This is a genomic window from uncultured Bacillus sp. (assembly GCF_958411575.1).
Lineage (GTDB): Bacteria > Bacillota > Bacilli > Bacillales > Bacillaceae > Bacillus > Bacillus spizizenii.
The window spans coordinates 219,514-239,470 of record NZ_CATYRA010000003.1 but is presented as its reverse complement, the minus strand read 5'-3'; the positions used below and the strand labels follow the sequence as shown (position 1 = coordinate 239,470).

Genomic DNA, 19,957 nt, shown 5'->3' with positions numbered 1-19,957 from the left:
CAAGTTCTTTTTTTATTACATTCCCCATTTGACAAGCAATCCTGTATAGGTTAATCCGCCGCCAAATCCGAAAAGCATCACGGTTTGATCTTTTTTCAGCTTCCCGGCTTTTACTGCGAGATCCAGCGCCAAAACAATCGAAACAGAAGACGTGTTTCCGTAGTATTCGACACTGGTGAGCGTTTTTTCAATCGGGAACGGTGTTTTTTCACAAATCGACTCGATCATGCGCAGGTTGGCGCTGTGAGGCACAAACCAATCGAGGTCGCCGCTTGTCAGACCCGCTTGATGTAAAAGGCGTTCAAATTCGCGCGGAACGGTTCTTGCTGCCCATTTATACACCTCACGGCCGTTTTGGACCATTTTACCGGAACCGGCAAGCTGCACCCCGTTTCGTTCATTCCGCAGTCCGGCACGATACAAAATGTCTCCGCCGTTCCCGCTTGTTCCTTGTACGGACGCTAGAAATCCGGGAGTCTCTTCATCTCGTTCAACCAACAGCGCACCTGCAGCGTCGCCGAACAGAACGCATGTCGTTCGATCGGTATAATCCGTTACTTTTGACAGTGTCTCTCCTGCGATGACGAGAATTTTTTGATGAAGGCCGGATGTGATTAATCCGTTTGCTAAATGAAGACCGTATGTCAGCCCGGCGCACGTCGCATTAATATCCAACGCGCCGGTGCTTTCCCAGCCGAAATATTCCTGCACACGGCATGCCGTACTCGGAAAGGCATAGTCAGATGTTGTTGTGGCAACGAGGATCATATCGACATTATCAAGTGTCCCTTCATAACGGCTCTTAAGATCCTTCACCGCTTCGATGCATAAATCAGAGGTGAACTGCTGCTCATCCGCAATCCGGCGTTCTCTCATTCCTGTGCGCTGAACAATCCATTCATCTGACGTGTCAACGATCTTTTCTAAATCAGCATTGGTTAAGCGCCTGCTCGGCGCATAGGTGCCGATAGCTGTAATTTTTGCTTTTGACATATGAATCACTCCTTGTGATCAGATTATAACACTAGATATTAGTATCTGGTACTAAAAAGAAGGGTTTTTCATAAAAAAAGAGAAAATGTGAAATAGGAAATCTAGAAATAGAAAAAGGAGGCTGGTAAATGGTCAGTCAAGAATCAATAGTCTTTATGGCGGTCTCTGGGGCTGTTGCGTTTTTGTTGCCGATCGGACTGATAGTATGGTTTAAGCGAAAGTACGGCGCCTCGTTAAAGGTGTTTTTTATTGGCGCTCTTACGTTTTTTGTCTTTGCTCAGCTGTTGGAAAGCGGCGTTCATGTTTATGTACTGCAAGTGAATGAAATGACGAAAGAAGCCATGCAAAATCCATTGTGGTATGGCATTTACGGCTGCTTAATGGCCGGGATTTTTGAGGAGTGCGGAAGGTATATCATGATGAGGTTTTTTATGAAGCGCCATCATGCTTGGGCGGATGGCCTGGCTTTCGGAACGGGCCATGGCGGGCTTGAGGCTATCCTGATTACAGGCTTGTCCTCTATCTCGCTTATTGTATACGCATTTGCGATTAATAATGGAACGTTTGAACAGTTTTTGATCAATGAAAACATCAAACAGGCGCTTCTGCCGATACAGGAGCAGCTGCTGCACACCCATTCGTATGAATGGCTGCTGGGCGGAATAGAAAGAATCAGTGCGATTGCTGTTCAAATCGGGCTGTCGCTGCTTGTCTTGTATGCGGTTAAAAGCCACAGACTGCTGTTTTTGCTGTATTCTATTCTTTTACATGCACTCTTTAATGTACCGGCGGTTTTATACCAAAAAAGAATGATAGAGCATGCTGCTGCTGTTGAAATCATTGTTGCTCTAATCGCTGCCATATCCGTCTATTGGATTGTAAAAGCAAAAAGTCTGTTTCAATAAAAAGTCCAAGCAGCAGCATAGCCCGCTTGGAAAAATGTGAATGGAAATATTCATGAAGCATGGGTCATCAGAATATTTCTGATTCAGTCTCTAGCAATGACAGCAAGAGCATCTGTGTTTTTTACAAGAGAAACAGTGGTTTTTCTTTTTCTTCTTCTCGCAAGGGTCATGGCATTCTTTCTTTTTCTTGCAATGATCGTGGAAATCTTTATCGAACCACTCGTCAAAGAACCAAAACTCATCAAACCAATCGTGACAGTGATGTTTCCGTTCATGTGAATGACGACAGCACATAGATATCCCTCCTATTCCCATGCTTACTACAGCATATGAGAGATTGATAGGAAAAGATTGGACGGGTCCCTCGGGAAAAGAGTATATTTTATATAGAAAAGTAAAAGGAGGAATGTCCTATGACGTCCGTACGTAAAACGATGGAGCTCATTAAAGAACTTGTATCGATCCCAAGCCCGACAGGAAATACATATGAGGTAATCAATTATATTGAAAGCCTTTTAAAAGAATGGAAGGTAGAAACGGTTCGGAACCATAAGGGCGGCTTAATTGCAACGCTTCCCGGACGCGACACATCCCGGCACCGCATGCTGACGGCGCACGTTGACACCCTCGGTGCTATGGTGAAAGAAATTAAAGCTGACGGCAGGCTGACAATCGATTTGATCGGCGGGTTCCGTTACAACTCGATTGAGGGGGAGTATTGCCAAATTGAAACCGCCTCGGGAAAAACGTATACAGGCACAATTTTAATGCATCAAACGTCTGTGCACGTATACAAGGACGCGGGAAAAGCTGAGCGGAATCAAGAGAATATGGAGATCCGCCTTGATGAACCTGTTCACTGCCGGAAAGATACGGAAGAGCTTGGCATTGGCGTCGGAGATTTTGTGTCGTTTGATCCCCGTGTCGAGATCACATCAAGCGGATTTATTAAATCGCGCCATTTGGATGATAAGGCAAGCGTCGCCTTATTGCTCCGCTTAATTCATCAAATTCGAACAGAAGAAATTGAATTGCCGTATACAACTCATTTTCTCATTTCGAATAATGAAGAAATCGGATACGGCGGGAATTCGAATATTCCTCCTGAAACAGTCGAATATTTGGCGGTTGATATGGGAGCTATCGGTGACGGGCAGGCGACAGATGAGTATTCAGTATCAATCTGTGTGAAGGATGCGAGCGGGCCGTATCATTATCAGCTGAGAAAGCATTTAGTCCATTTAGCCGAGAAGCATCATATCGACTATAAGCTTGATATTTACCCATACTACGGGTCGGATGCGTCAGCAGCGATCAAATCCGGGCATGATATTGTGCATGGCCTCATCGGGCCGGGAATTGACGCTTCGCATGCATTTGAACGCACTCATAAATCGTCTCTTTCCCATACGGCTAAGCTTCTGTACTATTATGTACAGTCACCGATGGTATAAGGGGAAAGGCAAATGAAGATATATAAGCTGAAGAGCACTTTCGGCTGGGAAGGTGATGACGGCTTGGGGGAACAGCTGATTCAGCAAATCCTCGCCGGAGAAAAAACAGCCACGTGTGCTCCGAAATCATTGTATTCAAAAGATGAATTGAGTGAAGTGTATCAAACGGCGGGGCAGCTTGTTACCGTTTATGATAAACATGATAATCCGAGATGCAATATAAAAGTGACCGAAGTATTTGAAACGACCTTTGGAGCGCCTGATCTAAGGTTAGTCAAAGGAGAGGGCAATGGAGATCGAATTGAGGAATTTCAGGAAGACCATCGGATGGCATGGGCGGAACTGATCAAAAACGGTGAACTGGAGCTGAATGAGGATACTGTTTTGATGACAGAGCTATTTGAGCTTGTTCAAGAATAAAAAAAGCCTGCGGGACAAGAACCCCGCAGGCTTTTCATTAACCGGAAATCGTTGCGTTTTGGTCTGCTTTTGCTTGAGACATCACAGTTTCAGCTTTCGCAGGATTAAACATGCCTTCCCACTTAGACATCACAACGGCAGCAAGCGCGTTACCAGTCAGGTTGACAACTGTACGTGCCATGTCCATGATGCGGTCTACGCCGGCAATAAAGGCAAGTCCTTCAGCCGGAACGCCGATAGTGCCAAGTGTCGCAAGCAAGACGACAAAAGAAGTACCAGGCACGGCAGCCATCCCTTTAGATGTCACCATAAGGACGAGCACAAGTGTAATTTGGTGCCAAAGCGTCAAATCAATGCCGTATACCTGTGCCAAAAACAGCGCGGCAATAGATTGATAGAGAACGGAACCGTCTAAGTTAAACGTATATCCGATCGGAATTACAAATGAAACAATGCCTTTCGGGCAGCCGATTTTCTCCATTTTTTCCATGATGCGCGGAAGAACGGTTTCAGAGCTGGACGTACTGAACGCCAGTAAGATTTCGTCCTTCATGTAAGCAAGGAATTTGAAAATGTTGATGCCGGCAATTTTTGCAACAATTCCAAACACGACAATTAAGAAGAAAGCAAGTGCGACATACACCAATCCGACGAGCTTTCCGAGAGAGAGAAGAGAACTGAGTCCAAATTTAGACACAGTCACGCCGATTAGCGCGAAAACGCCGAATGGCGCTACTTTCATCACAAGGTTTACCACATGGAACATGGCATGGGAAACGCCTTCAAAAAAGGCTAATACAGGCTTGCCTCTTTCACCTATTGCGGAAATACCTAGTGCAAATAGAACTGTAAAGCAGATGATGGCAAGAAGATCCCCTTCAACCAAGGACTGGAAGAAGTTTGTCGGCACAATATGCAGGAACGTTTCCGCCACTGATTTGTTGCTTTGCTCTTTTTCAGTTTCAACATATTGACTAATGTCCGATTTTTGAGCTTCGTGTATATTAACTCCTGTACCCGGATGGAAGATGTTTGCAAGGGCTAGTCCGAGAATGATAGCAAAAGTCGTAATGATCTCGAAGTACAGAATTGTTCTGAAGCCTAATTTACCGACTTGCTTTCCATTTCCTGCACCGGCTACACCGATGATTAAGCTGGAGACAACAATAGGAATCACTATCATTTTGATTAAGCGTAAAAAGAGATCCCCGATTGGCTGCAGGTAAGTAGGCAATGCTGGGTTGCCATACCAAATAACGCCAACAATGACACCTAGAATAAGTCCAACGAATATTTGTGTGGCTAATCCAAACTTAATTCTTTTCATAGATTACCTCCCAAAAAACAAAGTATCAACATATATCATGAATAGACATATATTTAATCTCACTATTAGATCAAATTATAATAGATAAGAAATGAATTCGTCTATAGTAAATTATATTTAGAAAATAAAGAATTTTCTAAAATTCGATCAGAATCACCAGAATTATCTAAAAACGGGTGAGCTTTGACCTAACCTAATTATTATTTCAAAATAAAGAAGTGTGGAAAAATAAAGAAAATCCCGCGCGTGCGGCGCGGGATTTTCGCTCTTTACAAATCGTTCACTTTTATACAGTCATTGCAGATATTTCCATAACACTCATGCTGCTCTTCAATCTTTTTTCCGCATTCCGCGCACTTTTTCGAAGGCAGGTTTCTAAAAAAATCTGTGATTTTCCCCAGCATAACCAATCCCTCTTTCCCCTTTGTAGTGCCTCCATTGTAATATAACAGATTATAAAAATCAATAACTGTTTTGATACAATGTTTAAAACATGCTTTTTTTAAGAAAAATGGGTATATTGAAGGAGGATCAATTTTCTTGAAAAGATAGGAGGACATTATGAAAGTTACAGTTATCGGATGCTATGGCGGTTTTCCGGCCGCAAATGAAGCGACGTCGGGCTATTTATTTCAGTCAGGTGATTACTCTTTGCTTGTCGATTGCGGCAGTGCCGTATTATCTAAGCTGTTCGGGTATGTGCCGGCGGAAAAGCTGGATGCGGTGATTCTGTCTCATTATCACCATGACCATATCGCTGACATCGGGCCGCTGCAATTTGCCAAACAAGTCGGTTCGTTTCTCGGCAAAGGAGAGCATACGCTTCCGATTTACGGACATGATGCTGATATAGAACAGTTTCAAAAGCTTACATATAAAACACATACGAAAGGGATTGCCTTTCAGCCGGATCAGCCGCTGACTGCCGGTCCGTTTACGATCACCTTTTTAAAAACAATCCACCCGGTGACGTGCTATGCCATGCGGATTACTGACGGCAGCCATACTGTCGTATATACTGCTGATTCCAGCTATCAGGATTCATTTATTCCGTTTTCGGAAAATGCCGATTTGCTGATCTCAGAATGCAATTTTTATGCTGATCAAGACGGGACAAGCGCAGGCCATATGAACAGCCTAGAGGCCGGGCGAATTGCAAAAGAAGCGGGAGCGGGAGAGCTGCTGCTGACGCATTTGCCGCATTTCGGCGTGCATGATAATCTTCGCAAAGAAGCGAAAACCGTTTTTAGCGGCGAAGTGAATATTGCGAAATCAGGTTTTGTGTGGGAAGGATAAAGGAGGAGCACCATGTTATTTATCGACAATCAAAATATCAATGATCCGCGGATCAATCTTGCTATCGAGGAGTACTGTGTAAAGCATTTAGACCCTAAACAGCCGTATTTGCTCTTTTATGTGAATCAGCCGTCTATTATCATTGGGAAAAACCAAAATACAATAGAAGAAATCAATACAAAATATGTAGAGGAAAATGGGATTATCGTCGTCCGCCGTTTATCAGGCGGAGGCGCTGTGTATCATGATCTGGGGAACTTGAACTTCAGTTTTATTACAAAGGATGACGGGGACAGCTTTCATAACTTCAAAAAGTTCACTGAGCCGGTGATCCAGGCTTTACGCCAGCTCGGGGTAGAAGCAGAATTGAGCGGCCGGAACGACATTGTAGTGGATGGCCGGAAAATATCCGGAAACGCCCAGTTTGCAACAAAAGGACGCATTTTCAGCCACGGCACTCTCATGTTTGATTCAGCCATTGATCATGTTGTGTCAGCATTAAAGGTGAAAAAGGATAAAATTGAATCAAAAGGCATCAAATCGATTAGAAGCCGAGTGGCAAACATCAGTGAGTTTCTCGATGATAAAATGACTACGGAAGAATTCCGCAGCCATTTGCTTCGCCATATTTTCAACACAAATGACATTCAAAACGTGCCGGAGTATAAGCTGACCGAAAAAGATTGGGAGGTCATTCATCAAATTTCGAAAGAGCGCTACCAGAATTGGGATTGGAACTATGGCCGTTCACCGAAATTTAACCTCAATCATTCGAAACGTTATCCGATCGGATCGATAGATTTGCGTCTGGAAGTCAAGAAAGGCAAAATTGAGGACTGCAAAATCTTTGGAGATTTCTTCGGTGCCGGTGATGTATCTGAAATTGAAAACCTGCTGGTTGGAAAACAATATGAACGCAGCGTCATCGCTGATGTGCTGGACGATGTGAATCTCAAGCATTACTTTGGGAATATTACGAAAGAGGATTTCCTTGATCTGATTTACTAAAGCAAAACACATTGTTTGAAAGAGCGGTTGTGTTTTTGAAATAATGGAGGCAGGAGGGATTCACATGAAAGTGTTTTTAATCGGAGCGAACGGACAAATCGGACAAAGACTCGTTTCTTTATTCCGAGACAATCCTGATCATTCTGTCAGAGCGATGGTCAGAAAAGAAGAACAGAAAGCGTCTCTCGAAGCTGCCGGTGCAGAAGCTGTGCTTGCGAATCTGGAAGGCAGCCCCGAAGAAATCGCCGCCGCGGCAAAAGGCTGTGACGCTATCATTTTTACAGCGGGTTCAGGCGGCAGCACAGGCTATGATAAAACGCTGCTGGTGGATCTAGACGGAGCGGCAAAAGCGATGGAAGCTGCGGATATCGCGGGCATCAAGCGGTTTGTCATGGTGAGCGCCCTGCAAGCCCACAACCGTGAAAATTGGAATGAATCACTTAAACCTTATTATGTGGCCAAGCATTACGCTGATAAAATTCTCGAATCCAGTGGCTTAACCTATACGATTATCCGTCCGGGAGGCCTTCGCAATGAGTCTGGAACGGGAACTATTTCAGTCGCCGCCGATCTGGAACGGGGATTCATTTCCCGTGATGACGTGGCAAAAACGGTCATTGCTTCTTTAGATGAAACCAATACGGAAAATCGAGCCTTTGATCTGACAGAAGGAGATACACCGATTGCCGAAGCATTAAAGAAACTATAACAGTACTGACACTCAGGGCTTTTTGCTCTTGAGTGTTTTTTTCTGTTTCTCTATAATGGAGGAGAAAGCTTGGCTTCAATAATGAATGACTATTCATTCACTTTAAGGGGTGGGAGAATGAATCTTGTTTCCAAATTGGAAGAAACAGCATCTGAGAAGCCCGACAGCATCGCATGCAGGTTTAAGGATCGCATGATGACGTATCAGGAGCTGAATGAACACATTCAGCGATTTGCGGACGGCCTTCAGGAAGCCGGTATGGAGAAAGGGGACCATCTAGCTTTGCTGCTTGGCAATTCGCCGGATTTTATCATCGCGTTTTTTGGTGCGTTAAAGGCTGGGATTGTGGTGGTGCCCATCAACCCGCTGTACACGCCCACAGAAATCGGTTATATGCTGACAAATGGCGATGTAAAGGCGATCGTGGGCGTTGACCAGCTTTTGCCGCTTTATGAGAGCATGCATGAATCGCTGCCAAAGGTTGAGCTCGTCATTTTATGCCAGACGGGAGATGCCGAGCCAGAAGCTTCAGACCCAGAGGTCAGGATGAAAATGACAACGTTTGCAAAAATATTGCGTCCGACATCTGCCGCTAAACAAAGCCCGGAGATTGTCCCTGATGATACCGCGGTCATTTTGTATACGTCAGGAACGACCGGAAAACCAAAAGGCGCAATGTTGACCCATCAAAATTTGTACAGCAATGCCAACGATGTCGCCGGCTATTTGGGAATGGATGAGAAGGACAATGTGGTCTGCGCTCTTCCTATGTTCCACGTGTTTTGTTTAACCGTCTGTATGAATGCCCCGCTGATGAGCGGCGCAACTGTTTTAATTGAGCCACAATTCAGTCCGGCATCTGTTTTTCAGCTTGTGAAGCAGCGGCAGGCGACCATTTTTGCCGGTGTGCCTACGATGTATAATTATCTGTTTCAGCATGAAAACGGAAAGAAAGATGACTTTTCGTCCATTCGGCTGTGCATTTCGGGAGGTGCGGCGATGCCAGTCGCGCTGCTGACCGCATTTGAAGAAAAATTCGGCGTGACCATTTTGGAAGGCTACGGGCTTTCGGAAGCATCGCCCGTGACGTGTTTTAACCCGTTTGACAGGGGCAGAAAGCCGGGCTCCATCGGGACAAGTATCTTACATGTCGAAAACAAGGTCGTAGATCCGCTCGGGCGCGAGCTGCCCGATCACCAGGTCGGCGAATTGATCGTGAAAGGCCCCAATGTGATGAAGGGCTATTATAAAATGCCGATGGAAACAAAGCATGCGTTAAAAGACGGGTGGCTTTATACGGGGGATTTGGCAAGAAGAGATGAGGACGGCTATTTTTACATTGTTGACCGGAAAAAAGACATGATCATTGTAGGAGGATACAACGTGTATCCGCGCGAGGTGGAGGAAGTGCTGTACAGCCACCCGGATGTCAAGGAGGCGGTTGTCATCGGTGTGCCGGACGCCCAAAGCGGGGAAGCGGTAAAGGGATATATTGTACCAAAACGCTCTGGCGTAACAGAAGCTGATATCATGCAGCACTGTGAAAAACATCTCGCCAAATACAAACGGCCCGCTGCCATTACGTTTCTTGACGACATTCCGAAAAATGCGACGGGGAAAATGCTCAGACGGGCGCTGAGAGATATTTTGCCTCAATAATACGAAAAAAGCGAAGCGGCGAGCTTCGCTTTTTCATTTTCAATCCTTTGCTTCTTTTTTAATAATGTTTAGCAGCGCCCTTGTATCTCTTTTACTTAATTTGTAGTATGTCCCGTCCTTCAAATAAACGGCTTGCTGGCTGCCGTCAATCCATAGTCTGAATGAGTCGTACCGGTCTTTATGAAACTTGATTGTCCCTTCGTAATCAGGGGTTGATGTTTTTTCTGTCTTCAGCTGTTTTCCCTGATTCATAATATCCAGCATGTCTTTGACGTGCTGCCTTTTTTCAATCTCGATATCTTCCCGGCCGCTTGAAGACAGCGTGATCAAATCCGCGTCTACCGATTGGTACACATCGCCTGACCGGCTGTAAAGATAGAAAAATGCAAGAAACACAAGACCGATAACCACGATGGCTGCCATTATTTTTTTCATTTGCATCACTCCAAACATTGTTAGTTTTCCCAGCGATCGGGCTTTCCATGCCTAAAAGGACGGAAAAGTACGGATACACAGCTTGGTTCTAAGAATTTGCATTTATGATTACAATAGAAGTAACGGGTTGATATGAGGAGTGAGGCGTTATGCGCAAGTGGATTGCAGCAGCAGGGCTTGCTTACGTGCTGTACGGGTTGTTTTTTTATTGGTACTTTTTCTTGTCCGGTGATTCCGCAGTACCGGAGGCTGTGAAAGGGACGCAGGCTGACCCGGCTTCTTTCATGAAGCCGTCTGAATTGGCAGTGGCGGAGCAGTATTCGAATGTAAAGAATTTTTTATTTTTTATCGGGCTTCCTCTTGATTGGTTTTTGTTCTTTGTATTGCTGGTCAGCGGCGTTTCAAAGAAAATCAAGAAATGGATGGAAGCGGCCGTGCCCTTTCGTTTTTTGCAGATTATTGGTTTTGTGTTTGTGCTTTCGCTGATCACAACGGTAGTAACGCTGCCTTTAGATTGGATAGGCTATCAAGTATCGCTTGACTACAACATTTCCACACAAACAGCGGCCAGCTGGTCTAAGGATCAGGTCATAGACTTTTGGATCAGCTTTCCGATCTTTACGCTCTGCGTTCTCGTGTTTTATTGGCTGATCAAAAGGCATGAAAAAAAATGGTGGTTATACGCTTGGCTGTTAACTGTGCCGTTTTCGCTGTTTCTGTTTTTTATTCAGCCGGTCATTATCGATCCTTTATACAATGATTTTTATCCGTTGAAAAACAAGGAGCTTGAAAGCAAAATTTTAGAGCTGGCAGAAGAAGCTGATATCCCGGCTGATCATGTATATGAAGTGAACATGTCTGAAAAAACAAATGCGCTTAACGCCTATGTCACAGGAATCGGGGCGAACAAACGGATTGTATTGTGGGATACGACGCTTAACAAGCTTGACGATTCAGAAATTCTCTTTATTATGGGCCACGAAATGGGCCATTATGTCATGAAGCACGTCTATATCGGACTGGCTGGCTATTTGCTAGTGTCGCTCGCCGGATTTTATGTCATTGATAAGCTTTACAAGCTAACGGTCCGCTTTACCCGCAGCATGTTTCATTTGGAGGGACGGCATGACCTTGCAGCACTGCCGCTGTTGTTGCTTTTGGTGTCCGTTTTAAGCTTTGCGGTCACGCCTTTTTCTAATGCGGTCTCGCGGTATCAGGAGAATCAGGCTGACCGGTATGGGATCGAGCTGACGGAGAACAGAGAAGCCGCTGTGAAGACGTTTCAGGATTTGGCTGTGACGGGACTGAGCCAGGTTGATCCTCCCGTGCTTGTAAAAATTTTCAGAGGCAGCCACCCTTCGATCATGGAACGGATACAACACGCGGAAAAAGAAGAGAATGCGTCGGAACATCAGGATGCTGACAAATAAAAAGAAGCAGGTATGGAGGACCTGCTTCTTTTTTATCTTATTGTGCAGCTGCTTGTACGTTGATTAACCCTTTTCCATAGTAGAAAGAGTTTCCAAGGTATGTTGTAGTGCTTTCTAAACGATCACGGACTTGTGCGTTTGTCCAAGTCGGGTGCTTAGAAAGAATTAACGCTGCTGCTCCGGCAACGTGAGGAGTCGCCATTGACGTTCCGTTGTAAGCGCCGTAAGTGCCTCCAGGTAGTGTGCTTTGGATGGATACACCAGGAGCCATTACATCAAGCTCAGGACCTACGCTTGAGAATGAACCTCTTTGGTTGCTGCTGTTTACCGCACCTACCGCAATGGTAGAAGGATATTTTGCAGGATAGCCGATTGTGCTTGAGCTTCCGGAAGTGCCTTCATTTCCGGCTGCAGCAACAACGACGATACCGCTGGCTACGGCTCTATCAACGACTGATTTCAAAGCTGTAGAACCAGAAGGTCCGCCAAGGCTCATGTTAATCACGTCCATTTTGTTGGAAATGGCCCACTCAATGCCGTTAATAATCCAGCTGTATTGGCCGTTTCCTGTTGAATCAAGAACTTTTACTGCATATAACGATGCGTTTGGCGCTACGCCCAAAACACCGATTGAGTTATTAAGTGCGGCAACCGTACCGGCTACATGTGTGCCGTGAGAACTGCCATCTTGGTATGGGTTTGTTTCAGAAGGTACGAAGCTTGCTCCGCCTCTGACGTTCAAGTCAGGATGAGAAGAGTCAATTCCGCTGTCAATTACGGCTACTTTTACGTTAGAACCTGTGTAGCCTTGAGAGTGAAGAGCCGGCGCTTTAATTTGAGAAATGCCGTAAGGAACGGATTGCGCATATTGATGTGCAATATGGTCTTCTTCCACATATGCAACGCTCGGATCTTGTTTCAATTCTTTTACTGCTTTTGCATCCAATGTTGCTGCGGCTGCGTTAACATACTTAAACTGCTTTTGGACTTTTCCGCCTTTCTCAGAAATAACATCCTTTTTCTTGGCGGAACTCATCGCACTCATTGTCTGTTTAAATCCGACAATGTACTTCTTTTCTGTACTGCTTTTTCCGGCAGCCTGCGCAGACATGTTGCTGAACGCCATCGTAAAGATTAACGTTAACGCAAACAACAAGCTGATCCACAATTTTTTGCTTCTCACTCTTTACCCTCTCCTTTTAAAAAATTCAGAGTAGACTTACTTAAAAGACTATTCTGTTAATTTATTGTAATAGATGGAATAATATTTTAGTAGACCCATTTTTTTGCGATGATTTTATCTCTATTTAGGTATATCATCTCTCGCTATTTCTGTAGAGACTCGAAATAACTAATTTTATACAGAAAAGAACGAAAATAGACATGAGTAAATGTTCATTATACTGAAATGTCATGCTTTTTCAGGTTAAATGCTCCTGAGTCCCGGCAAATTCCTGTCGAAAAAAATCCTTCAAATGACCTGCGTTTGTTTCGAAAAGATCAATGGATATTATCCTGATATTTTTTCTGTGCATGCTGATAAAAGTATTCTGAAAAATAAACTTTACAGAAAATTCTATTAAAGTTAGAATAAAACGATTATAGAGAGGGAGGAAGAAATGAGATGTACATTCGCCAAGCAAAAACATCAGATGCAGCAGCGATTGCGCCGCTGTTTAACCAGTATCGGGAATTTTATAAACAGGCGTCCGATCTGAAAGGGGCAGAGGCTTTTTTGAAAGCGCGTCTGGAAAATGACGAGTCTATTATTTTGATAGCAGAAGAAAATGGAGAGTTCATAGGCTTTACCCAGCTCTATCCAACGTTTTCTTCTGTGGCTATGAAAAGAATTTACATATTAAATGATTTATTCGTCACTCCTCATGCGCGGACAAAGGGAGCCGGCGGGCAGCTGCTGTCTGCCGCAAAGAATTTTGCTGCGGAAAACGGGGCAAACCGTTTATCGCTTCAGACGGAGCACCACAACCGGACGGCAAGGAGCTTATATGAGCAAAACGGCTATGAAGAGGAAACTGCATTTGTCCATTATCGTCTCAATGTGCCGGCGAAGTAAAATTGAAGCTTGATGATTTGGTTTTTTGAACGTTCTTCGGTTACGATATAAACGAAAAGGAGTGTGCCGAATGTCAACGTTATTTCAAGCATTGCTGGCAGAGAAACATGCCGATGATGTTTCAGTCCATGTGAAAACCATGTCAACAGAGGATTTGCCGAAAGACGGTGTCCTGATTAAAATTGCTTATTCCGGCATCAACTATAAAGATGGTCTGGCCGGAAAAGCAGGCGGCAATATTGTCAGAGAGTATCCGCTAATTTTAGGCATTGATGCTGCGGGTACGGTTGTCTCTTCCAATGATCCGCGCTTTGCCGAGGGGGATGAGGTGATTGCGACAAGCTATGAGCTCGGTGTCTCACGCGATGGCGGATTAAGTCAATATGCTTCAGTGCCTGGTGACTGGCTGGTGCCTCTGCCATCGAATCTTACACTAAAAGAAGCGATGGCGTACGGAACGGCTGGATTTACTGCGGCGTTATCGGTGCATCGACTTGAACAGAACGGCCTGTCTCCGGAAAAAGGGAGCGTGCTAGTCACAGGAGCAACCGGCGGTGTCGGCGGAATTGCGGTATCGATGCTGAACAAGCGGGGCTATGATGTGGTGGCTAGCACCGGAAACCGGGAGGCGGCTGGTTATTTGAAGCAGCTCGGTGCAAGCGAAGTAATCAGCAGGGAAGATGTTTATGACGGAACGCTTAAGGCGCTGTCCAAGCAGCAATGGCAGGGAGCGGTTGATCCTGTCGGCGGAAAACAGCTTGCCTCGCTTTTAAGCAAAATCCAATATGGCGGAGCTGTCGCGGTGAGCGGCTTAACGGGCGGGGGAGAGGTTCCTGCAACGGTGTATCCGTTTATTCTCCGCGGGGTCAGCCTGCTCGGAATCGACTCAGTGTACTGTCCGATGGATGTCAGATCCGCTGTTTGGGAGCGCATGTCTTCTGATCTCAAGCCTGATCAGCTGCTGACCATCGTGGACAAGGAAGTATCATTGGAAGAAGTCCCGGCTGCGTTAAACGATATTTTGCAAAATCGCATTCAAGGAAGAATCATTGTGAAGCTTTAACAGGATCAGCTTGCAGAGAAAGCTATGTTTTCTGCAAGCTTTTTTGTGTACATGATGTGATGTTAAGCTGCTGTACCGCTGTGTCCTGAAACAATCTGCCATTTGCCATTCTTATGTTGAGTAAACTCACCTTCAAATGGCGTTCCGAATGAGCCTGTCAGATATACTTTCGTTACGGTAGCGATTGCATGATCTAAGATTCTGATGTGCTGATCTAAAACATCAATGTTTGATCATTTTAAAAATAATTAGTGATAATGATTCTCATTCCGTGTTATACTATCTTTTGGACATCTTAATCTTAGAAACTACATACAGGAGAGACTGGAACGTATGAAAAAAACACTGATTATTCTTACAGTTTTACTTCTTTCTGTTTTAACGGCTGCCTGCTCGTCTTCAAGCGGCAATCAAAACAGCAAAGAAAATAAAGTGGCGGTAACACATGATTTAGGGAAGACAAAAGTGCCTAAGCATCCTAAGCGGGTTGTTGTTCTTGAGCTTGGTTTTATCGACACACTGCTTGATCTCGGCATTACGCCTGTCGGGGTTGCCGATGACAATAAAGCGAAGCAGCTGATCAACAAAGATGTGTTGAAGAAAATTGACGGCTACACATCTGTCGGCACTCGCTCACAGCCAAGCATGGAAAAAATCGCTTCATTAAAACCCGATTTAATTATTGCTGACACGACCCGTCATAAGAAAGTATACGATCAGCTGAAAAAAATTGCGCCGACGATTGCGCTAAATAATTTAAATGCTGATTATCAGGATACAATTGACGCTGCACTTACGATTGCAAAAGCAGTCGGCAAGGAGAAGGAAATGGAGAAAAAGCTGACGGCACATGAAGAAAAACTTAGCGAGACAAAGCAGAAAATCAGCGCTAACAGCCAGTCCGTCCTTTTGATTGGAAATACAAATGATACGATTATGGCAAGAGATGAAAGTTTCTTTACATCAAGACTTTTAACACAGGCCGGCTATCGATATGCGATCAGCACGTCAGAAAACAGCGAATCAAGCAATGGCGGCGACTCAGTGAACATGAAAATGACACTTGAGCAGCTGCTGAAAACAGATCCGGATGTGATCATCCTGATGACAGGAAAAACAGATGACATCGATGCGGACGGCAAACGCCCGATCGAAAAGAATATACTTTGGAAGAAGCTGAAGGCAGTGAAAAACGGACATGTGTACCACGTGGATCGTGCGGTGTGGTCTCTGCGCCGAAGTGTGGACGGAGCGAATGCCATTTTGGATGAGCTTCAGAAAGTGATGCCGGCTGAGAAGAAATAAAAGAAAAGACAGGCGAACGCCTGTCTTTTTCTTATTTGATAAAGCCGGATAAGTGGCTATTGATATTATAGTCTTTAATCCGCCATTTCTCTTTTGCGAATTCAATGTTGCTGAGGCAGGCGTTGACGAGGCGCGTGCTTTGTAGCTCTGGGTCACCCCCGGAAATTTCCGTCAGCAGTGCGTGAATCGCTGCGCCATGCGCGACGATCAGCACCTTTTTGTTTGGATACGCCTGATTTACTTTTACCAAACCGCCCATCAGCCTGTCAGTGAGTTCTTCCAGCGTCTCCATATTCGGATAGTTTTTATCCGGATAGCGCTTTGTCCGTTCTTCCAGCAGCATGCCTTCCGCATCGCCATAATCGCGTTCCTTAAAATCATCCATCTCGACAATCGGAAGGTGCAGATATTCATTAATGATTTCCGCGGTTCTTTTCGCTCTTTTCAGCGGGCTCGTCACAATAATATCCCAAGAGAAATCCTTTACATATTCTCCGGTCTCTCTTGCTTGGCGTTCACCTGTCGCGTTCAGCGGGATATCGGTTTTGCCTTGGCATTTTTGCTGCAGGTTCCAATCGGTTTCTCCATGTCTAACTAAGCAAACGGCTGTCATAAAATCCCCTTCCTGACTTTGGTCATATCGCTATTATACTAAATCAACAGCACGCATCCTATGAAAAAGCCTATGCAAGAACTTCAAATAATAAAGCCAGTCCGATTCCGCCGCCGCTTCCGATAGCCGCAACGGCATATTGACAGTCTGTCCGTCTTTGCGCTTCATAAAACAATCTGGTTACCAGAGCTGCACCCGATGCGCCGTACGGATGGCCTAGAGTCAATGCGCCGCCACGCACATTGATTTTTGAGAAGGGGATGCCGAGTTCTTGCGAGCAGACACAAATTTTGACGGCAAAGGCTTCATTGATTTCATATAAATCGATATCATCAGGTGTGACATCATGTGCGGATAAGAGCTTACGGATCGCATCAACCGGTGCCTCGGGCGGATAGTTCGGGTGAATCCCGCTGACAGCGCTTCCGATAAACCGGAGCACTGGCTTATAGCCGAGAGATGCCGCTTTTTCTTCTTCCAATACAAGGAGAGCGGCCGCTCCGTCTGATATGCCGCTGCTGTTGGCTGCTGTAACCGTTCCGGAGCTGGTGTCGAAAACCGGTTTTGCACGGGAAATAATCGCTTCTATCGGCCGCTTTTTCAGAAATGCTTCGTCCATCTCCAATTCTCCGAGGGGAACAATTTCTTCACGGTAAAACCCTCCATCATGCGCGTTTCTGCTGCGTTGATAGCTGAGAAGCGCGTATTCATCCTGCATGCTTCTGCTGATGGAATAGTTTGCTGCCGTATATTCGGCTGCGATGCCCATGTCGGGATCACCTATTACATCTGGAGAAAAACGGGCCCGTTCTGAAAAAGGCGATCGACTGCTGCTTTCTGAGCCGCCCGCAATATACATCGTACCGGCTCCGGCTTGAATGAGACTGCAGGCATAGCGCACAGCTTCAAGGCCGGAGCCGCACTGTCTGTCAATCGTCATCCCAGGAACCGATAAAGGCAGCCCGGCTTGCAGAGCTGACAGCCTGGCGAGGTTGCCGCCTCTGCCGGTCGCGTTTCCGAGAATCACTTCATCGATTTGATCCTCTAGGTTTCGGCTGAGACAGCTGATGATGGGAGCCGCTAAATCCTCCGGCAGAAATGGCTTTAGCAGTCCGTTTTGTTTTCCAAAAATCGTTCGTTTTGCACCAACAATAACCGCATTCAAGTTATACTGCACCTTCTTCAAGCCATTTCCTCACGCTGGAACGGGCGATTTTTCCGCTGCTCGTTTCTGGCAAGGAGTCAGTAAATACCCATTTTTTCGGGATTTTGTAGGCTGCCAGTTTCTGTTTGCACCAGGCTTTCAGCTTTCTGGCATTAGTGTTTCCGTGAATGACAGCTACAGCGATTTCTCCCCAATACTCGTCCGGAATTCCGACGACAGCCGCGTTTTCAATCTCTGGACAGGAGAGAAGCACACGTTCAACCTCTTCTGGGAAAATGTTTAATCCTCCGTATACGATCATCCCGTTTTCTCTTCCTGATATGTATAGAAAACCATCCTCATCGACACAGCCCATATCATCCACTGTAATCCACCCGGATTCATCTGGTGCGCTGCCGTTGACATAGCCGGAAAACCTCATTGGGCTTTTGACAAATATTTTTCCGATTTCCCCCGGCTGACAGCGTTCCCCGGCAGCATTACGGATTTCAATCTGGACGTTGTGAAACGGGCGGCCGGCTGAATGCGGCTTCCGTTTGCTGTCTTCCGGTGTGGAATATGTCACAAAGCTAAGTTCTGATGTGCCGTAAAAATCGTATAGCTTGAGGTGAGGCCATGTAACGGCGAGCTTCTTTTTAGATTCTGCCGGCCAGTCTGCACCCGATGAAATGATTTTGACAGGGTTGTTGGGAAAGGCCTTAACACGGGTGAGGGCGTCTGTCATCGTAGGTACGGTATAGAGAACACTGACAGATTCACGGCTCAGCCATTCCTTCGTTTGGACAGGTGAAAACTTTTTCAACAGACAAACGGTTCCTCCGAGAAACAAGGTGCTGACAGCCCCATATAGGAAGTGAGAGGACATTAACGACCCGGGAACCAGAACCTTATCATCTGATGAAATCGAAAAATCTGTTTCCGTACAGGTAAAGCTCTCCATCCATGAGCGGTGAGATCGCGTGAAGGCCTTCGGTTTTCCTGTCGAGCCTGACGTAAACCCCATATAAAAAGGGTGCTCCGAATTAATGGTAGGCAAGGGAGCGGCGGATGCTTCAGAAATATCTTCCATACAGTGATCCAGCAATACAACAGGTGTCTTGCTATCTATCAGTTTGTTTTTGAAAAAGGCTGAAGTAATCACAAGGTCCGCATCGCTTATGAAGAGACGCTCCTTGCATTCATCAGCACTCCAGCGTGTGTCGATGGGAACAGCCGTGCACCCCGCCGCTGCAGCTCCGGCAAACAGCTGTAAAAACGCCAGGCTGTTCGGGAGCAGGATTGCCACACGGTTCGGCATGCTCGGCTGCGACCGCAGCCAATTTGCGGTTTGAGAGACAAGGCGAGCCCAATCTCGGTACGTGATTTGCTCCGATTCAGTATGGATCGCCACACGCCCGGGCGATTTTTCGGCAATAGCTGAATAGGTATGAGTAATGGTCATGAGTGTCAGCCTCCTTTCGTAAACATCGTATCAGAAAGCGACAAGGCTTGGGTGACTTTTATCGCCAGAAACGCAGATACAGCCGCTTTTAACAAATCACCAGGCACATATGCAAGGCTCATGAAGGCGGCCTGTGATAAATCAATATGCATCATAAAAGCTTGTACTGGTATACCGAGCAGATAAATAAAGATAATGCCGAATACGATATGAGTGAAAAAGAGACGCAATACAGTCACCTTTCGCAGTCTGGAAGCGGCTAAACTGATCGTCCATGAGGCGAGAGGATAAGCGATTAAAAAGCCTGCGCTCGGCCCGAAAAAAACGCCAAACCCGCCTCGTCCGCCGGGTAAAAGCGGCGCTCCGAAGGCGACGAGCAGCAAAAAGACAAGCTGGCTTAAGAAAGCAGACTTAGGCCTGAGGATGCTGCCTGCCAGCATGACACCAAGCGTTTGTAATGTAATCGGAACGGGTGTAAAGGATAAGAAGAGAGGGGGCATAAATCCCAACACGGCCATCAGCGCGGTGAAAATGGCAATATGCATCATGTCTATTAATCTCAGCATGTGAAATCCTCCAAACAGTAATAAAATATGGTTATACAATAAATCCAGGCTTTTATTATGTCAACTTATTTTTATTATAAGTTAACATAATAAG

21 protein-coding genes are annotated in these 19,957 nt (G+C 45.6%); 12 read left to right on the top strand and 9 right to left on the bottom strand.

Translation table 11 applies throughout. The annotated features are described in order from the left end of the window. Nucleotides 1-15: 15 nt before the first annotated feature. A complete protein-coding gene (gene fabHB, locus Q5C82_RS06980; RefSeq protein ID WP_003224314.1) occupies nucleotides 16-993 on the bottom strand; it encodes a beta-ketoacyl-ACP synthase III FabHB in 978 nt (325 codons plus the stop codon). 128 nt (nucleotides 994-1,121) lie between these two features. On the opposite strand from fabHB, the gene Q5C82_RS06975 reads away from it, so the two are divergent. The 4 genes from Q5C82_RS06975 (at nucleotide 1,122) to Q5C82_RS06965 (ending at nucleotide 3,772) form a co-directional block, all read left to right on the top strand. Beyond that, the gene (locus tag Q5C82_RS06975; protein WP_003224316.1) at nucleotides 1,122-1,898 is read left to right on the top strand and encodes a YhfC family intramembrane metalloprotease; all 777 of its coding nucleotides are present in this window, start codon (nucleotides 1,122-1,124) and stop codon (nucleotides 1,896-1,898) included. Nucleotides 1,899-1,994: 96 nt separating this feature from the next. Beyond that, on the top strand, nucleotides 1,995-2,177 hold the full coding sequence (locus tag Q5C82_RS20490) for a hypothetical protein (RefSeq protein ID WP_032727343.1): 183 nt from the start codon (nucleotides 1,995-1,997) through the stop codon (nucleotides 2,175-2,177). A gap of 134 nt (nucleotides 2,178-2,311) precedes the next feature. Continuing rightward, a complete protein-coding gene (locus Q5C82_RS06970; RefSeq protein WP_003224320.1) occupies nucleotides 2,312-3,352 on the top strand; it encodes a M42 family metallopeptidase in 1,041 nt (346 codons plus the stop codon). A gap of 12 nt (nucleotides 3,353-3,364) precedes the next feature. Then, on the top strand, nucleotides 3,365-3,772 hold the full coding sequence (locus Q5C82_RS06965; RefSeq protein WP_003224322.1) for an ASCH domain-containing protein: 408 nt from the start codon (nucleotides 3,365-3,367) through the stop codon (nucleotides 3,770-3,772). A gap of 37 nt (nucleotides 3,773-3,809) precedes the next feature. Here Q5C82_RS06965 and gltT read toward each other — a convergent pair whose 3' ends face one another. Together gltT and yhfH are read right to left on the bottom strand one after the other, a co-directional pair. Then, a complete protein-coding gene (gltT, locus tag Q5C82_RS06960) occupies nucleotides 3,810-5,099 on the bottom strand; it encodes a glutamate/proton symporter GltT (protein WP_003224323.1) in 1,290 nt (429 codons plus the stop codon). Nucleotides 5,100-5,368: 269 nt separating this feature from the next. Continuing rightward, nucleotides 5,369-5,503, bottom strand: coding sequence for a protein YhfH (gene yhfH / locus Q5C82_RS06955; RefSeq protein WP_003224325.1), 135 nt, complete (start codon nucleotides 5,501-5,503; stop codon nucleotides 5,369-5,371). A gap of 157 nt (nucleotides 5,504-5,660) precedes the next feature. Here yhfH and Q5C82_RS06950 point away from each other — a divergent pair, with 157 nt between their 5' ends. The 4 genes from Q5C82_RS06950 to lcfB all read left to right on the top strand — a co-directional run bounded on the left by Q5C82_RS06950 (nucleotide 5,661) and on the right by lcfB (nucleotide 9,771). Next, nucleotides 5,661-6,395, top strand: coding sequence for an MBL fold metallo-hydrolase (locus tag Q5C82_RS06950; RefSeq protein WP_003224328.1), 735 nt, complete (start codon nucleotides 5,661-5,663; stop codon nucleotides 6,393-6,395). Between the two features lie 12 nt (nucleotides 6,396-6,407). Next, entirely contained in the window at nucleotides 6,408-7,403 is a 996-nt protein-coding gene (lplJ, locus tag Q5C82_RS06945; RefSeq protein WP_003224329.1) for a lipoate--protein ligase LplJ, read from the top strand. Nucleotides 7,404-7,467: 64 nt separating this feature from the next. Next, the gene (locus Q5C82_RS06940; protein WP_003224331.1) at nucleotides 7,468-8,112 is read left to right on the top strand and encodes an SDR family oxidoreductase; all 645 of its coding nucleotides are present in this window, start codon (nucleotides 7,468-7,470) and stop codon (nucleotides 8,110-8,112) included. 117 nt (nucleotides 8,113-8,229) lie between these two features. Beyond that, entirely contained in the window at nucleotides 8,230-9,771 is a 1,542-nt protein-coding gene (gene lcfB / locus Q5C82_RS06935) for a long-chain-fatty-acid--CoA ligase LcfB (protein ID WP_003224332.1), read from the top strand. Nucleotides 9,772-9,810: 39 nt separating this feature from the next. On the opposite strand, the gene Q5C82_RS06930 is transcribed toward lcfB, so the two are convergent. Then, nucleotides 9,811-10,206, bottom strand: coding sequence for a hypothetical protein (locus Q5C82_RS06930; RefSeq protein ID WP_013307953.1), 396 nt, complete (start codon nucleotides 10,204-10,206; stop codon nucleotides 9,811-9,813). 149 nt (nucleotides 10,207-10,355) lie between these two features. On the opposite strand from Q5C82_RS06930, the gene Q5C82_RS06925 reads away from it, so the two are divergent. After that, nucleotides 10,356-11,636: a M48 family metallopeptidase gene (locus Q5C82_RS06925; RefSeq protein ID WP_003224335.1), complete on the top strand. Its 1,281-nt coding sequence runs from the start codon at nucleotides 10,356-10,358 to the stop codon at nucleotides 11,634-11,636. Nucleotides 11,637-11,673: 37 nt separating this feature from the next. Here the strand turns inward: Q5C82_RS06925 and aprE are convergent, their stop codons facing one another. Beyond that, complete coding sequence (gene aprE / locus Q5C82_RS06920) at nucleotides 11,674-12,819, bottom strand: subtilisin AprE (RefSeq protein ID WP_003224341.1); 1,146 nt, start codon at nucleotides 12,817-12,819, stop codon at nucleotides 11,674-11,676. A gap of 441 nt (nucleotides 12,820-13,260) precedes the next feature. Here aprE and Q5C82_RS06915 point away from each other — a divergent pair, with 441 nt between their 5' ends. From Q5C82_RS06915 to Q5C82_RS06905, 3 genes are all read left to right on the top strand, one after another. Beyond that, on the top strand, nucleotides 13,261-13,710 hold the full coding sequence (locus Q5C82_RS06915; RefSeq protein ID WP_003224344.1) for a GNAT family N-acetyltransferase: 450 nt from the start codon (nucleotides 13,261-13,263) through the stop codon (nucleotides 13,708-13,710). A 70-nt stretch (nucleotides 13,711-13,780) separates the two neighbouring features. Beyond that, nucleotides 13,781-14,773, top strand: coding sequence for an acryloyl-CoA reductase (locus tag Q5C82_RS06910; RefSeq protein ID WP_003224345.1), 993 nt, complete (start codon nucleotides 13,781-13,783; stop codon nucleotides 14,771-14,773). 333 nt (nucleotides 14,774-15,106) lie between these two features. Beyond that, the gene (locus Q5C82_RS06905; RefSeq protein ID WP_003224347.1) at nucleotides 15,107-16,078 is read left to right on the top strand and encodes an ABC transporter substrate-binding protein; all 972 of its coding nucleotides are present in this window, start codon (nucleotides 15,107-15,109) and stop codon (nucleotides 16,076-16,078) included. 31 nt (nucleotides 16,079-16,109) lie between these two features. On the opposite strand, the gene phoE is transcribed toward Q5C82_RS06905, so the two are convergent. The 4 genes from phoE to Q5C82_RS06885 form a co-directional block, all read right to left on the bottom strand. After that, nucleotides 16,110-16,691 carry a phosphatase PhoE gene (gene phoE / locus Q5C82_RS06900; protein ID WP_003224349.1) on the bottom strand — a complete coding sequence of 194 codons (582 nt, stop codon included), beginning with the start codon at nucleotides 16,689-16,691 and terminating at the stop codon, nucleotides 16,110-16,112. Nucleotides 16,692-16,761: 70 nt separating this feature from the next. Then, a complete protein-coding gene (locus Q5C82_RS06895; protein WP_003224351.1) occupies nucleotides 16,762-17,856 on the bottom strand; it encodes an acetyl-CoA C-acyltransferase in 1,095 nt (364 codons plus the stop codon). Between the two features lies 1 nt (nucleotide 17,857). After that, a complete protein-coding gene (locus Q5C82_RS06890; protein ID WP_003224353.1) occupies nucleotides 17,858-19,297 on the bottom strand; it encodes an acyl-CoA synthetase in 1,440 nt (479 codons plus the stop codon). Nucleotides 19,298-19,302: 5 nt separating this feature from the next. Continuing rightward, nucleotides 19,303-19,863 carry a biotin transporter BioY gene (locus Q5C82_RS06885; RefSeq protein ID WP_003224355.1) on the bottom strand — a complete coding sequence of 187 codons (561 nt, stop codon included), beginning with the start codon at nucleotides 19,861-19,863 and terminating at the stop codon, nucleotides 19,303-19,305. Between the last annotated feature and the right edge of the window lie 94 nt (nucleotides 19,864-19,957).

Excerpts from the sequence above, each read along its gene's own strand:
- Q5C82_RS06890 (WP_003224353.1), bottom strand. The coding sequence starts at position 19,297 with ATGACCATTACTCATACCTATTCAGCTATTGCCGAAAAATCGCCCGGG.
- Q5C82_RS06950 (WP_003224328.1), top strand. The coding sequence starts at position 5,661 with ATGAAAGTTACAGTTATCGGATGCTATGGCGGTTTTCCGGCCGCAAAT.
- Q5C82_RS20490 (WP_032727343.1), top strand. The coding sequence starts at position 1,995 with ATGACAGCAAGAGCATCTGTGTTTTTTACAAGAGAAACAGTGGTTTTT.
- Q5C82_RS06975 (WP_003224316.1), top strand. The coding sequence starts at position 1,122 with ATGGTCAGTCAAGAATCAATAGTCTTTATGGCGGTCTCTGGGGCTGTT.
- Q5C82_RS06930 (WP_013307953.1), bottom strand. The coding sequence starts at position 10,206 with ATGAAAAAAATAATGGCAGCCATCGTGGTTATCGGTCTTGTGTTTCTT.
- fabHB (WP_003224314.1), bottom strand. The coding sequence starts at position 993 with ATGTCAAAAGCAAAAATTACAGCTATCGGCACCTATGCGCCGAGCAGG.
- Q5C82_RS06970 (WP_003224320.1), top strand. The coding sequence starts at position 2,312 with ATGACGTCCGTACGTAAAACGATGGAGCTCATTAAAGAACTTGTATCG.
- yhfH (WP_003224325.1), bottom strand. The coding sequence starts at position 5,503 with ATGCTGGGGAAAATCACAGATTTTTTTAGAAACCTGCCTTCGAAAAAG.
- lcfB (WP_003224332.1), top strand. The coding sequence starts at position 8,230 with ATGAATCTTGTTTCCAAATTGGAAGAAACAGCATCTGAGAAGCCCGAC.
- gltT (WP_003224323.1), bottom strand. The coding sequence starts at position 5,099 with ATGAAAAGAATTAAGTTTGGATTAGCCACACAAATATTCGTTGGACTT.
- Q5C82_RS06905 (WP_003224347.1), top strand. The coding sequence starts at position 15,107 with ATGAAAAAAACACTGATTATTCTTACAGTTTTACTTCTTTCTGTTTTA.
- lplJ (WP_003224329.1), top strand. The coding sequence starts at position 6,408 with ATGTTATTTATCGACAATCAAAATATCAATGATCCGCGGATCAATCTT.
- Q5C82_RS06910 (WP_003224345.1), top strand. The coding sequence starts at position 13,781 with ATGTCAACGTTATTTCAAGCATTGCTGGCAGAGAAACATGCCGATGAT.
- Q5C82_RS06915 (WP_003224344.1), top strand. The coding sequence starts at position 13,261 with ATGTACATTCGCCAAGCAAAAACATCAGATGCAGCAGCGATTGCGCCG.
- Q5C82_RS06925 (WP_003224335.1), top strand. The coding sequence starts at position 10,356 with ATGCGCAAGTGGATTGCAGCAGCAGGGCTTGCTTACGTGCTGTACGGG.
- Q5C82_RS06965 (WP_003224322.1), top strand. The coding sequence starts at position 3,365 with ATGAAGATATATAAGCTGAAGAGCACTTTCGGCTGGGAAGGTGATGAC.
- phoE (WP_003224349.1), bottom strand. The coding sequence starts at position 16,691 with ATGACAGCCGTTTGCTTAGTTAGACATGGAGAAACCGATTGGAACCTG.
- Q5C82_RS06885 (WP_003224355.1), bottom strand. The coding sequence starts at position 19,863 with ATGCTGAGATTAATAGACATGATGCATATTGCCATTTTCACCGCGCTG.
- Q5C82_RS06940 (WP_003224331.1), top strand. The coding sequence starts at position 7,468 with ATGAAAGTGTTTTTAATCGGAGCGAACGGACAAATCGGACAAAGACTC.